Origin of the sequence: Pseudomonas sp. B21-056 (genome assembly GCF_026016325.1) — a bacterium.
Classification (GTDB): domain Bacteria; phylum Pseudomonadota; class Gammaproteobacteria; order Pseudomonadales; family Pseudomonadaceae; genus Aquipseudomonas.
Genome location: NZ_CP087203.1, coordinates 3,066,355 through 3,080,792 on the forward strand (window position 1 = coordinate 3,066,355; position 14,438 = coordinate 3,080,792).

Annotated in this window: 5 protein-coding genes (1 of these 5 running past the window's edge); 3 read left to right on the forward strand and 2 right to left on the reverse strand. The window is 63.6% G+C overall.

Features of this window, described 5'->3' with window-relative positions; all coding sequences use genetic code 11:
• The 3 genes from LOY67_RS13030 to LOY67_RS13040 all read left to right on the forward strand — a co-directional run.
• Nucleotides 1-9,197, forward strand: the end of a protein-coding gene (locus LOY67_RS13030; protein ID WP_265067559.1) for a non-ribosomal peptide synthetase. It extends 21,715 nt beyond the left edge of the window; the window shows 9,197 of its 30,912 coding nt (coding positions 21,716-30,912); its start codon lies beyond the left edge, outside the window; the stop codon is at nt 9,195-9,197.
• A gap of 78 nt (nt 9,198-9,275) precedes the next feature.
• Nucleotides 9,276-10,427 carry a macrolide transporter subunit MacA gene (macA, locus tag LOY67_RS13035; protein WP_265067560.1) on the forward strand — a complete coding sequence of 384 codons (1,152 nt, stop codon included), beginning with the start codon at nt 9,276-9,278 and terminating at the stop codon, nt 10,425-10,427.
• A gap of 2 nt (nt 10,428-10,429) precedes the next feature.
• Entirely contained in the window at nt 10,430-12,391 is a 1,962-nt protein-coding gene (locus LOY67_RS13040; RefSeq protein WP_265067561.1) for a MacB family efflux pump subunit, read from the forward strand.
• Nucleotides 12,392-12,653: 262 nt separating this feature from the next.
• Here LOY67_RS13040 and LOY67_RS13045 read toward each other — a convergent pair whose 3' ends face one another.
• Nucleotides 12,654-13,346 carry an aspartate/glutamate racemase family protein gene (locus LOY67_RS13045; protein WP_265067562.1) on the reverse strand — a complete coding sequence of 231 codons (693 nt, stop codon included), beginning with the start codon at nt 13,344-13,346 and terminating at the stop codon, nt 12,654-12,656.
• 132 nt (nt 13,347-13,478) lie between these two features.
• Nucleotides 13,479-14,402: a halovibrin HvnC gene (locus LOY67_RS13050; protein ID WP_265067563.1), complete on the reverse strand. Its 924-nt coding sequence runs from the start codon at nt 14,400-14,402 to the stop codon at nt 13,479-13,481.
• Between the last annotated feature and the right edge of the window lie 36 nt (nt 14,403-14,438).

The window sequence follows — 14,438 nt, forward strand, 5'->3', positions numbered from 1 at the left end:
CGGCCGAATGGCACAACGCACCGGCCCAGGCCCGGGATCATCTGCGTGAAGTGCGCCTGGTCAACGTCACCGGTGATGCGCTGTCGATGCAAAAGTTGCAAATGTGGGACGCGGTGCGCCCGGCCCATACCCGATTGATCAACACCTATGGCCCGACCGAAGCGACCGTGTCGTGCACCGCCGCCTACATGCACTACGATGCCAACGGCGCGGCCGGCAACGCCAGCATCGGCACGCCGATGGCCAACACCCGTATCTACCTGCTCGACGGGCAGCGCCAGCCGGTGCCGTTCGGCGTGGCCGGAGAGATCTACATCGGTGGCGACGGCGTGGCCCGGGGTTACCTGAACCTCGACACGATCAATGCCGAGCGCTTCCTCGTCGACCCGTTCAGCGACCAGCCCGACGCCCGCATGTACAAGACCGGCGACCTGGCCCGCTATCGTCCGGACGGACGCATCGAATACCTGGGGCGCAATGACTTCCAGGTCAAGGTGCGCGGTTTCCGCATCGAACTGGGTGAAATCGAAGCCAGGCTCAGCGACTGTGCCGGGGTCAAGGAAGCGGCGGTGATCGTGCGCGAGGACACGCCGGGGGACAAACGCCTGGTGGCCTACGTCGTGCCGCAGGCCGGCGTGACCCTGAGTGCGGCAACCCTTCGCGCACAGCTATCGACCCTGCTGGCCGAGTACATGGTGCCGAGTGCATTCGTCAGCCTGGCCGCACTGCCGCTGACACCGAACCGCAAGCTCGACCGTCAGGCGCTGCCGGCACCGGATGCCGAGGCCTTCGCCAGCCGCATTCATGTAGCCCCGCAAGGCGCCACCGAAATCGCCCTGGCGCAGATCTGGCAAGGCCTGCTCAACGTCGAAACGGTGGGGCGCCACGACCACTTCTTCGAGCTGGGCGGGCATTCGTTGCTGGTGATGCGCTTGATTGCCCAGGTGCGCGAGCAATTGGGGGTGGAGCTGAGCCTGAACGAGGTGTTTGCCCAACCCGAGCTGAGCGCGTTGGCCCAGGTGTTGTCCCGAGCGGCACGCAGCTCCCGGCCGGACATCGTGCTGGTGTCCCGTGAGCAGGCATTGCCGTTGTCGTTTGCCCAGCAACGCCTGTGGTTCCTCGCGCAGCTGGACAACGCCAGCGCGGCGTATCACATCCCCACCGGCCTGCGTCTGCGCGGTGCGCTGGATACCGCCGCGCTGGGCCGTGCCCTGGATCGCATCGTCGTCCGGCACGAAGCCTTGCGCACGACCTTTGTCCAGGGGCAGGAGGTTGAGCAACGCATTGCCCCGGCCGACATCGGTTTCGCCTTGCAACGGCTTGACCTGTCTGCACACCCGGATGCCGAAGCCGAGCTGTCGCGGATGGCCGGGGAGGAAGCGCGGCAGGCCTTCGACCTGAGCCGTGGCCCGCTGGCCCGAGGTCGCCTGGTGCGCATGGGTGAGGCTGATCATGTGTTGCTGGTGACCCTGCACCACATCGTCTCGGACGGCTGGTCCGCCGATGTCCTGACCCGTGAACTGGGCGTGCTGTACGCGGCGTTCAGCCAAGGCCAGGACGACCCGTTGCCGGCCCTGCCGGTGCAATACGCCGACTACGCCGTCTGGCAGCGGCGCTGGCTCACCGGCGAGGTATTGAACAGTCAGGAACGCTACTGGCAGGACACCCTGGCCGGCGCACCGGCACTGCTGACCTTGCCGACGGACCGGCCACGGCCGGCCCAGCAGGATCATTCCGGTCATGCGGTGGGGATCGCCTTCGATGAAGCGCTGACCGAAGGCCTCAAGGCCTTGAGCCAACGCCATGGCGCCACGCTGTTCATGACGGTCATGGCCGCGTGGGCCGCGCTGCTGAGCCGCATGTCCGGGCAGGACGATGTGGTCATTGGCACACCGACGGCGAACCGCATGGATGCGCAAGTCGAAGACCTGATCGGCCTGTTCGTCAACACCCTGGCGGTGCGCGTCGAGGTTTCGTCCGAACTGACCGTCGAGACCTTGCTGCAACGGGTCAAGGCCCAGACCCTGGGCGCCCAGGCGCATCAGGATCTGCCGTTCGAACAGGTGGTGGAAGTGGTCCGGCCATTGCGCAGCCTGTCTCACAGCCCGGTGTTCCAGGCCATGTTGTCCTGGCAGAACAGCGAAGCCGGCGGGGTGGAACTGGGCGACATCTCGCTGCAAGGGCTGGGGGTGACCAGCCGCACCGCCAAGTTCGATGTGTTGCTGGACATGGCGCTGATCGATGGGCGCCTGTTCGGTTCGCTGGAGTACGCCACGGCACTGTTCGACCAGGCCACGATGGAGCGCTACCTCGGTTACCTCGAATGCATCTTGCGCGCTATGGTTGCCGATGAGCAGGCCCTGGTGGCGCAGATCCCGCTGTTGGAAGACGCTGAGCGCCAGCACCTGCTGGAAGCGTTCAATGCGACGGCTGTCGACTATCCGCAAGGCCTGACCCTGCATGGCCTGTTCGAGGCACGGGTCACGACCTGTCCGGATGCCGTTGCCGTGGTGTTCGAAGAGCAGCAGCTGAGCTACACGCAACTGAACGGCCGCGCCAATCAGATTGCCCATCGCCTGCTGGAACTGGGCATTCGTCCGGATGACCGCGTGGCGATCTGCATGGACCGCAGTGTGGACATGGTCGCGGCGCTGCTGGGCATTCTTAAATCAGGCGCCGCCTACGTGCCGCTCGACCCGGATTACCCGGCCGACCGTTTGGCCTACATGCTGGAAAACAGCGCCCCGGCCGTGGTGCTGACCCAGCGCGCCTTGCAGGCGAACCTGCCCGCGACCGACGCCAGGGTGATGGTGCTCGAAGACGAAGATTTCGCCACGCGACCGACCGGCAATCCGCAGGTCTCGGGCCTGCATGCCAGCCATTTGGCCTACGTCATCTACACCTCCGGCTCCACCGGCCTGCCCAAAGGCGTGATGAACGAGCATGGCGCGGTGGTCAACCGGCTGTTGTGGATGCAGGACGCGTACACATTGAGCGCGGCGGACGCGGTGCTGCAGAAGACCCCGTTCAGCTTCGACGTCTCGGTGTGGGAGTTCTTCTGGCCGCTGTTTACCGGTGCGCGGCTGGTGATGGCGCGTCCGGGCGGACATCGCGATCCGGCGTACCTGCGCGAAGCGATCCAACGGCATGGCATCACCACGCTGCACTTCGTGCCGTCGATGCTGGACGTGTTCCTGGCTCACGGCGAGGCCGGCGAGTGCGCGGGGCTGCGCCAGGTGATGTGCAGCGGCGAAGCCTTGCCGGGCCATCTGGTGCGGCGCTTCAAGGCGCAATTCCCAGGGACTGCGTTGCACAACCTGTACGGCCCGACCGAAGCCGCCGTGGACGTTACTGCATGGGACTGCACGGGTGTCGAGACACCGGACAGCACGCCGATCGGCAAGCCGATCGCCAACACCCGGATCTACCTACTCGACGCCCATGGTCAACCGGTGCCCCTGGGCGTGGCCGGGGAGATCTACATCGGTGGCGTCCAGGTGGCGCGGGGTTATCTGCACCGTCCGGAACTGACGGCCGAGCGTTTCCTCGCCGACCCGTTCAGTGACCGGCCGAATGCCCGGATGTACCGCACCGGCGACCTGGGTCGCTACCTGGCGGATGGCAACATCGACTACCTGGGGCGCAACGACGATCAGGTGAAGATCCGCGGGTTCCGTATCGAACTGGGCGAGATCGAGGCCAAGCTGGCCCGGCACGAGGCGATCAAGGAGGTCGTGGTGCTGGCTCGCGAAGACGTGCCGGGGGCCAAGCGGCTGGTGGCGTACTTCACCGTGCACGGTGACGAGCACGGCGTCGAGATTGAAAGCCTGCGTGCCCGGTTGCAAGCGCAACTGCCGGAATACATGGTGCCGGCGGCCTATGTGCGGCTTGATGCACTGCCGCTGACGCCTAACGGCAAACTGAATCGCAAGGCGCTGCCTGAGCCGGACCTGGCTTCGGTGATCAGCCGTGAATACGAAGCACCGCAGGGCGCGATAGAAACGACGCTGGCACAACTCTGGGCCGAGCTGCTCAAGGTCGAGCGGGTGGGGCGTCATGACCACTTCTTTGAATTGGGTGGGCACTCGTTGTTGGCGGTCACGCTGATCGAACGCATGCGCCAGGCCGGCTTGAGCGCCGATGTGCGGGTGCTGTTCGGCCAGCCGACCCTGGCCGCGCTGGCGGCAGCCGTGGACGGCGCGACGGAGATCGTGGTGCCGGACAACGGCATCGTGCCGGGCTGTAAGCGGATCACCCCGCAGATGTTGTCCCTCGCCGACCTGACCCAACAGCAAATCGACGCTATCGTCGCCGGGGTGCCCGGTGGCGTGAGCAATGTCCAGGATATCTACGCCCTGGCGCCGTTGCAGGAAGGGATCCTGTATCACCACCTGGCTTCGCAGCAGGGCGATCTTTATGTGCAGCAAGCTCTGTTCAATCTCAAGGATCGCGCCCGGTTGGATGCGTTCGTGAGCGCGCTGCAAAGCGTGATCGACCGCCACGATATCCTGCGCACGGCGGTGCTATGGGAGGGCTTGCGCGAGCCGGTGCAGGTGGTGCTGCGGGAAGCACCATTGACTGTGCAGGCCTGCGTGGTCGAACCGGGCCAGGACGTGGCGGCGCAGCTTCGTGAGCGTTTCGACCCTCGGCACTATCGGCTCGATGTGCGTCAGGCGCCCATGCTGCGGCTTGTCTGCGCCTATGACGACGAGCACCAGCGCTGGGTGGCGCTGCTGCTGTTCCATCACATTGCACTCGATCACACCGCGCTGGAGGTGATCCAGCACGATATGCAAGCGTACTTGCTCGGGCAGCAGGTGCAGCTGGGCGATGCCGTGCCGTATCGCAACTACGTGGCCCAGGCCCGGCTTGGCGTGACGCAAAGCGCCCACGAGGCGTTCTTCAGGGACATGCTCCAGGATATCCAGGAGCCGACCCTGCCGTTCGGCCTGCAGGACGTGCAGGGCGACAGTCATGTCATCGAACAGGCCCGGTTGAGCGTGGACGACAGCTTGAGTCGCCGTCTGCGGACACAGTCGCGCCTGCTTGGCGTCAGCGCGGCGAGCCTGCATCACCTGGCCTGGGCGCGGGTGGTGGCGGCTGTGTCCGGCCGCGAAAGCGTGGTGTTCGGCACCGTATTGATGGGCCGGATGCAGGGCGGAGAGGGGGCCGATCGGGCACTGGGGTTGTTCATCAACACCTTGCCGCTGCGGGTCGACGTCGGTGTCGACGGGGCCCGGGCAGGCGTCAAGGCGACGCATGCGCGCCTCACTGCGCTGTTGGGACACGAACATGCGTCGCTGGCACTGGCACAGCGTTGCAGCGGTGTCGCCACGCCGGCGCCGTTGTTCAGCGCACTGCTGAACTACCGCCACACTGCAACGCAGGTCACCCAGGAGGCCCAGTCGGCCTGGAACGGGATCGAAGGGCTCGGCGGTGAGGAGTGGAGCAACTATCCAGTGTCGCTGAACATCGACGATCTCGGCGAGGCCTTCGTGCTGACCGCCCTGGTGGAGTCGCACATCGGGGCAGAACGCATCTGTGGCTACATGCACACGGCACTGGAAAGCCTGGTCGACGCGCTTGAGCGCGCACCCGAGGCACCCTTGCGTGAGCTGGCGATATTGCCGGCGGCGGAGCGCCGGCAACTGCTGGTCGACTTCAATGCGACCGACACGGTCTATCCCCGTGAAGAGACGGTCCATGGTCTGTTCGAAGCCCAGGTCAGGGCCCGGCCCGATGGGATTGCACTCCAGCATGGATCGCAGCAACTCACCTACCGGGAACTGCACGAGCGAGCCAGTCATCTGGCGCATTGCCTGCTGGAACGCGGTGTCCAGCCAGGGTCGCGGGTCGCGATCATGCTGAACCGTTCGTTCGAGCTCGTCATCAGCGAACTGGCGATCCTCAAGTGCGCCGCCGTCTACGTACCGCTGGACCACCATGCGCCCGAGGAGCGGCAGCGCTTCATGTTGCAAGACAGTGCCGCGGTGCTGGTGCTGACGACCGGTGACAGGGCCTTGCCGCAAGACATGCCGCGAGTGGACCTGGACACGCTGCAATTGACCCAGGTTGCACGGCCGCCGGTATTCCCCGGGCAAACCAGCGATACACCGGCGTACATCATGTACACCTCGGGCTCCACGGGCCACCCGAAAGGGGTGATCGTGCCGCACCTGGCCATTGGCCGATTGGCGATCAACAACGGTTACGCGGATTTCGGTGTGCAGGATCGGGTGGCGTTCGCCTCTAATCCGGCGTTCGACGCCAGTACGATGGAAGTGTGGGGGGCGTTGCTCAACGGCGGGCGCGTTGTGATCATCGATCACGAAACGTTGCTCAGCCCGACGCAATTCGCCCTGGTGCTGACAGAGGCCGAGGTGTCGGTGCTGTTCCTCACCACCGCCATGTTCAATCAATACCTGATGTTGATCCCGGATGCCCTGGCAGGCCTGCGGATCCTGCTGTGCGGTGGCGAGCGCGGTGATCCGGCTTCCTTCCGGCGGCTGTTGGCCCATGCTCCTTCGCTGCGGCTGGTGCATTGCTATGGTCCGACCGAGACCACCACCTTTGCGACGACCCATGCGGTCACGGCCGTACCGCATGGCGCAACCAGTATTCCGATTGGCCGTCCTATCGCCAACACCCGGGTGTATATCCTCGATGCCGCGCGCCAACCGGTACCTGTGGGTGTCGCGGGGGAGATCCATATCGGTGGTGTCGGGGTGGCCCTTGGTTACCTGAACCGGGCGGACCTGACCGAGGAGCGCTTCATTGCCGATCCGTTCAGCGATCCAGGCACCGCGCGCCTGTACCGCAGTGGCGATATTGGCCGCTGGCTGCCCGACGGCACCCTCGAATACCTGGATCGCAATGACGGGCAGGTCAAAATACGTGGTTTCCGTATTGAACTCGGTGAGATCGAGGCCCGTTTGCACGAGTGTCACGGGGTGCGCGAGGCCCTGGTGGTCGCGCGTGAAGACAGTCCGGGCGACAAGCGTCTGATCGCGTACTACACCGAGCACGAGAACGGTGAGGCCTTCGATGCGGACGCCCTGCGCGCCCAACTGCGCTCCGTGCTGCCGGAATACATGATCCCGGCGGCCTATGTGAGATTGACGTCGTTGCCGCTGACGCTGAACGGCAAGGTCAATACCGGGGCGTTGCCGGTACCGGAAATCCACGCTTATGGGGGCCAGGGCTACGAGGCACCGCAAGGTGACCTGGAAGTCACGCTGGCAGGCTTGTGGGCTGAGGTCCTGATGCTGGAGCAGGTTGGTCGTCACGACAGCTTCTTTGAGCTGGGCGGTCATTCATTGCTGGCGATCCGGTTGGTCGGATTGTTGGCACAGGCCAACCTGAGCGTCTCACTGGCCGAGCTGTTCCAGCACGAAACCGTCGCGGCTATGGCATCGATGCTGCAGACCCGCACCGAGGATGCCCAGGTCAGGGAGGCCATCGTACCGGTGCGCACCACCGGCCAGCAGAACCCGCTGTTCCTCGTGCACGAGTTCAGCGGGCTTGACCTGTACTTCCCGACGTTGGGCAAACACATCGACGCGGATATCCCGGTGTATGGCCTGCCCGCCGTCGAGTGGGGCGAGCCGCAGTTGCAGACGATGGAATGCATGGCCTCGCGGCTGGTGGGGATCATTCGTTCGGTACAGCCCAAGGGGCCTTATCGCCTGGCCGGCTGGTCGTTCGGTGGCGTCCTGGCCTACGAGACCGCGATCCAGCTGATCGGCCTGGACGAAGAGGTCGAATTCCTCGGTCTGATCGACAGCTACCTGCCTCGGCTGGTGGATCAGGGCCGGTCGCGCTGGGCGTTGGACGAAGCCCACAAGCTGCATCTGCTGGACCGCTGCGATGTGTTCTGGAGGGCTGCGTTGCCTGGCGAAGAAGTCCTTGCAGCGATCCTGGAGAAACTGGCCGATCTGCAAGGGCAATTGGATCGATTCGATTTCGAAGGCCTGGTGCAGCATTGCCGCGACGAGACGGTGCTGCCTGCCGAGTTGGCCGTCTACAGTGCCGAGCAGCTCTGGCAGTACCTCGATCGCGAAGTGGCCCACGGTCATGCGTTGGCCCATTACAGGGTGTATCCGATTTCCGTACCGGTGCATCTGCTGGTGGCCGAAGAACGCAAGGACGACGCTCCCGAGCACACAGGCTACCTGGGCTGGGAGGCAGTCCTGCCGACGTCACAGCTGCATTGCGTCAAGGTTCCGGGTAACCACCAGACCATGATGCAGGCGCCCCATGTCCAGGCGTTGGGCCAGGCCATCAGCGCAGTGCTTCACACCGCTGCATCGCGTCCGGCGCCCTCACCGAAGAACGGTTACCAGCCACTGCTGACGATTCAGGGTGGGCGAGCCGACCGGGCGCCGATTTTCTGTGTGCCGGGTGCCGGCGACAGCGTCACCGGTTTCATCGGCCTGACCGACGCCTTCGGTCCGGACTGGCCGATCCATGGGCTGCAACACCGCGGGCTGGACGGCAGCACGGAGCCTTTCAGCCTGGTGGAAACCGCCGCCCAGGCCTACCTCGAAGCCATCGACAAGGTGCAGCCGGAGGGACCGGTGCATCTGCTCGGGCATTCCTTCGGTGGCTGGATTGTCTTCGAGATGGCGGCCCGGTTGAAGGCCCGTGGTCGCAAGGTGGCCTCGTTGACGCTGATCGACAGTGAGTCGCCAGGCGGCAACGGGGTGGTCGGCAGGCCCTACACGGGAACCGGGGTATTGAATCGCCTGATCGAGGCGATGCAGCTGGCCTCGGGTAAATCCCTGGGGATCGATGCCACGGTATTCGGTGCCCAGGACGATACGGCGCAGATGCGCTTGTTGCATGCCGGCATGGTCCGTGCCGGGATGTTGCCACAGCGTTCGGCGGTCGATTCGATGCGTGGTCCGGCGCGGGCCTTCGGTACCGCCCTGCGTACGGTTTATCAACCGCAACATCAATACACCGGGCCGGTGCGGCTGGTGCTGGCGAATGATCCGACCCTGGATACCGCCGGCAACAAGCGCGAGCAACAGGAAATGATCGAAGGGTGGCGCAAGCACGTACCAGACCTGAGCATCTGGTACGGCCCGGGCAACCATTTCACGATTCTCAAGGCGCCTCACGTCCATAACCTGGCTGCCTGGTGGCAGGACGGCCTTCCCATGCTCGATGAGGAGGAGGCCAGTGACTACGTCTAGCCGTCCAGCCTTCGGGCACACCCATGGAACCCGGCGCTACGTTGGCCGGGCCTGAACTCAACGCACTCATGGTTATTTATGGAAAAGTCGAAGTTTCGCAAAATCGCTATCGTGCTTGTCCTGGTCGTGGTGACCGGCCTGGTTTTCTACAGCGCCCAGTCGCCGGGGAAACCGCCGGAATACTTGACCGCCACGGTCGAGCGTACTGACATCGAGAACGCGGTGCTGGCCACCGGGACGCTCCAGGGCGTCAAGCAGGTCGATGTCGGTGCCCAGGTGTCCGGGCAACTGAAGTCGCTCAAGGTCAAGTTGGGCGACAAGGTGAAGAAGGGCCAGTGGCTGGCGGAAATCGACCCGCTGCTGGCGCAGAACGCCTTGCGCCAGGCCCAGGTCAACGAAGAAAACCTGAAGGCAAAGCGGCAAGCCACCGCAGCCCAACTCAAGGATGCGAAAGCCACCTACGATCGCTACAAGGTGCTGCAACCGGACGACGCGATTTCCAGGCAGGAATACGAGACCGCCGAATCGAACTACAAGGTGGAGGCTGCCAACCTGCTGTCCCTCGATGCGCAGATCAAGGACGCGCAGATCCAGGTGGAAACGGCCCGGGTCAACCTGGCCTATACCCACATCGTCGCGCCCATCGACGGCTATGTCGTGGGGATCGTGACCCAGGAAGGCCAGACCGTGATCGCCGAGCAACTGGCGCCGGTGCTGCTGAAACTGGCCGACCTGGACACCATGACCGTCAAGGCCCAGGTGTCCGAAGCCGATGTGATTCATATCGTGCCTGGGCAAGAGGTGTACTTCACCATCCTCGGTGAAGCGGAAAAGCGCTACTACGCCACGCTGCGCGGCACGGAGCCGGCACCGCAGAACTTCCTCGAGACCCAGAACGCCGGGACGCCCAAGCAGAACACCGCGGTGTTCTACAACAGCCTGTTCGACGTGCCGAACCCCGATCATCGCCTGCGCATCTCGATGACGGCCCAGGTCCGCATCGTCCTGGACAAGGCCAAGGCGGTGCTGACGGTTCCGGTCGCGGCCCTGGGCCCGAAGAACCAGGATGGCAGCTATGTGGTCCGGGTGCTGGACGCCGAAGGCAAGGCCCAGCCGCGCAATGTCCAGACGGGTATCAACAACAACGTCAGGGCCGAAATCAAGGATGGTCTGGCTGAAGGCGACAAGGTCGTCATCGGCGAGCCGACCCCAGCCGTGGCGGGAGCCTGACCATGACGCGACCACTGTTGGAACTCGAGGGGATCACCCGCAGCTTTCAAGCGGGTGAAAAGGCGTTCATCGCGCTCAAGAACATCAACCTGACGATCAACGCCGGGGAAATCGTGGCGATCACGGGGGCGTCCGGCTCCGGCAAATCCACCCTGATGAATGTGCTCGGCTGCCTCGACCATCCGAGTTCCGGCAGCTACAAAGTGGATGGGCGCGAAACCGGCTCGATGGACGATCATGAGCTGGCGGAACTGCGTCGCGACCACTTCGGTTTCATCTTTCAGCGCTATCACCTGCTGCCGCACCTGAGTGCCTTGCATAACGTCGAGATGCCGGCCATCTATGCCGGTACCGCCGAGTCGCACCGGCACAACCGTGCCGGGGAGTTGCTGGGCCGCCTGGGGCTGACCGGGCACCTGGGCAATCGACCCAGCCAGCTTTCCGGCGGGCAGCAACAGCGGGTGAGTATCGCCCGGGCCTTGATGAACGGGGGCGAGATCATCCTCGCCGACGAACCCACCGGTGCGCTGGACACCGCCAGCGGCAAGGAGGTGATGAAGATCCTGCTGGAACTCAACGCGGCGGGGCACACGGTGATCATCGTGACCCACGATGAGAAAGTCGCGGCCTACGCTCAGCGCATCATCGAGATCCGCGACGGCGAGATCGTCAGCGACCGGGCCAATCCACAGCGGTCAATGGAAGACCAGCCGCCACAAGGCACTCCGCCAGCCAAGGTCAAGCCGTCGAACCGGCTGCTCGCCAGCTTCGGGTTGTTCAGCGAAGCGTTCAACATGGCGTGGGTGGCGTTGATCTCGCACCGGATGCGAACGCTGCTGACGATGCTGGGGATCATCATCGGCATCACGTCGGTAGTATCGATCGTGGCCATCGGCGAAGGGGTCAAGCAGTACGTCCTGAAGGACATCGAGGCGATCGGCAGCAATACCATCGAGATCATGCCCGGGGCCGACTGGGGCGACAGCCGCTCGACGGCGATCGAAACCCTGGTGCTCTCCGACGTCACGGCCCTGAGCGACCTGTATTACATCGACAGCGCCACCCCCAACCTGGGGCGCAACCTGCTGCTGCGTTACCAGAACATCGACGTCAACGCGACCGTCAATGGTGTGAGCGAGAGTTACTTCCAGGTTCGCGGGATCAAGATCGGCTCGGGCGTGGCCTTCAACAAGGACGACTCTCGCCGGCAGTCGCAAGTGGTGGTGATCGACCATAACACCAGCCAGCGACTGTTCGGCTCGCACACGGACCCGCTGGGCAAGGTGATTCTTGTCGACAACCTGCCTTGCACCGTCATCGGCGTCACCGAGGACCGCAAGAGCGTCTTCAACACCAGCAAGAACCTGAACATCTGGATGCCCTATGAAACGGCGGCGGGACGCTTGCTGGGCCAGCGCTTCCTGGACAGCATCACGGTCCGGATCAAGGACGGCCAGCCGAGCAAGCTGGTGGAAGACAACGTGGTCAAGCTGCTTGAGCAGCGCCACGGCATCAAGGACTTCTTCACCTACAACCTCGACAGCGTGATGCAGACGGTGCAGAAGACCAGCCAGTCGCTGGCGTTGCTGCTCTCGCTCATTGCGATCATTTCGCTGGTGGTGGGGGGGATTGGTGTGATGAACATCATGCTGGTCTCGGTGACCGAGCGAACCCGTGAGATCGGTATTCGCATGGCTGTCGGCGCCCGTCAGTCCGATATCCGCCAGCAGTTCCTGGTGGAAGCGGTGATGGTCTGCCTGCTGGGGGGCATGATCGGCATCGGCTTGTCGTTCAGCATCGGCTACGTCTTTTCGATCTTCGTCAAGGAATGGCAGATGGTGTTTTCGATGGGGTCGATCATCACCGCGGTCGTCTGCTCGACACTCATCGGCATCCTGTTCGGCTTCGTACCTGCCCGCAACGCGGCGCGGCTAGACCCGATCAATGCGTTGGCACGTGATTGATGGTTGATCGGGGGGGCACTGAGAGGTTGGGACTGGTGCGGCCATCCGGCCTGGCGCAGATCAAGTGTGGGAGCGGGCTTGCCCGCGAATACGGTGGCACAGTCAACATCATCGCAAGCTGACCCAACGCTATCGCGAGCAGGCTCGCTCCCACAGGGGACTTGCGGCGTACATCGAACCTGTGAACGCCCGAGCAAAGTGTGGGAGCGAGCCTGCTCGCGATGGCGTCTGGACATTCACTGTCTCGGAGAATGATTCTCCGCTAGTCCCCCAAGGCAAACGCCACTGCCGCCCGTGCGTGCAGGTGGGTGGTGTCCAGCAGGGGCAGGGGGCTGTGTTCGGGTTTGATCAGCAGGCCGATTTCCGTGCAACCCAGGATGATCGCCTGGGCACCGCGGCGGGCCAGGGACTCGATGACCTGCTGGTAGGCCTGGCGCGACGCGGGGTTGATCACGCCCACGCAGAGTTCGTCATAGATGATGCGATGCACCGCCTGGCGCTCTTCTGCTTCGGGTACCAGGACGCTCAGCCCTTGGGCACTGAGCCGCTCCTTGAGGAAATCCTGCTCCATGGTGAACGCGGTCCCCAACAGGCCGACCGTCAGGGTGTCCGCTTCGAGGGCGGCCTGGCCGGTGGGGTCGGCAATGTGCAGGAATGGAATCGAGATGGCCGACTGGATCTGCGCCGCCACCTTGTGCATGGTGTTGGTACACAGCACCACACACTCTGCACCGCCGGCTTGAAGGCGTTGTGCGGCATCCACCAGGATCGCGGCGGCGTCGTCCCAACGCCCGGCGTGCTGAGCCTGCTCCACCGGGCCGAAGTCGACGCTGTGCATCAGCAGCTGCGCCGAGCGCAACGGCCCGAGCCGGTCCCGTACCTGCTGGTTGATCAAGCGATAGTATTCGGCGCTGGATTCCCAGCTCATGCCGCCGATAAGGCCGATGGTGCGCATTGGATGTCCTCGGGCAATGGCCTGGGTCGACGGGCAGGCCTGCCTGGAGTCTCCAATTGTTCAGGGGCGGATGCCAGAGGAACATCAACTGTAACGCTCATCTTGGCGTCAGGTGTCATGGTACCGGGGCCTTCAGGGTGTCACCACCTGATCTGCCGCGTTATAAGTGAAGGTTGCCTTTGCGCTGGCGCTGTTGGCGGGGGTCAAGCGAATGATCGGTACCACGATCTTCGGATTGGTCGAGTTATAGAAGTCGCGCTGGTTGTACTGGGCCTCGGCCAATCCCGCATTGTCGCCTCCCGCAATGAAGAAGAAAGCCATGAGGGGGAACGTATTGGGACGTCCCGGCGTCCAGGTTTTGATGACGATTTCGTTGTGTTCGTTGAATCCGGAAGGGCCCACCAAGGCCTTGGCCAACAATGAGTTGTGGAACGCGGGGCCGGCCAGATGGTTGCGCTCATCAGCGACGTCGAATCCGCATTGGCGAAGGTTCGGGTTCCCCCCGGGGAGTGTCCATACACCCAGCCATTGCGCAGCAGTGGTCACCCCAGCGATGTGGCAAAGTCTGCTATAGGCGGGATAGTCCCAGGATGGACCGCATGGTGGCGTTCGGTACCAGGTCCATCCATCCATTGGATATGAGCACAAATAGTCCAGGTCAATCTTGTCAGCCGGTGCGCCGAAGATGGGGTACAGGATATAGCCGTTGCCGTGACCCCATGCCAGCCTGCCGAAATTGGCATCTGCCCGCAGATAGGAAAAAGACACACCACCATTTGTTATTGAAGCTGGGCTGGGATCCCAGACTTTGTAGACCTCCTCGGGATCTTTTACCGTTACTCTGAGGGTCACCCCCGCACAGAGAAAGGCCGGTTGAGAGTCGGAACCGTTGCAGTTGGGAAACTCTCGATTGTAAAGGGTGTTCAGGAAGTCGGCGGTGCCGGGGCCGTCGAGTACCTGGGCGCCCCTGACGGTGATGACATCAGGCGGCGTTGTCGTCACCGCTACACAGCCGACAATCAATGTAACGAACAGCATGCTTATGAATTTAAGCATGATGAGTGCTCCTGCGGTGTGAGTTGCAGTTCAGTC

What these genes read in the sequence shown, in the direction of transcription:
- LOY67_RS13040 (WP_265067561.1), top strand. Translation starts at nt 10,430, where the DNA reads ATGACGCGACCACTGTTGGAACTCGAGGGGATCACCCGCAGCTTTCAA.
- macA (WP_265067560.1), top strand. Translation starts at nt 9,276, where the DNA reads ATGGAAAAGTCGAAGTTTCGCAAAATCGCTATCGTGCTTGTCCTGGTC.
- LOY67_RS13045 (WP_265067562.1), bottom strand. Translation starts at nt 13,346, where the DNA reads ATGCGCACCATCGGCCTTATCGGCGGCATGAGCTGGGAATCCAGCGCC.
- LOY67_RS13050 (WP_265067563.1), bottom strand. Translation starts at nt 14,402, where the DNA reads ATGCTTAAATTCATAAGCATGCTGTTCGTTACATTGATTGTCGGCTGT.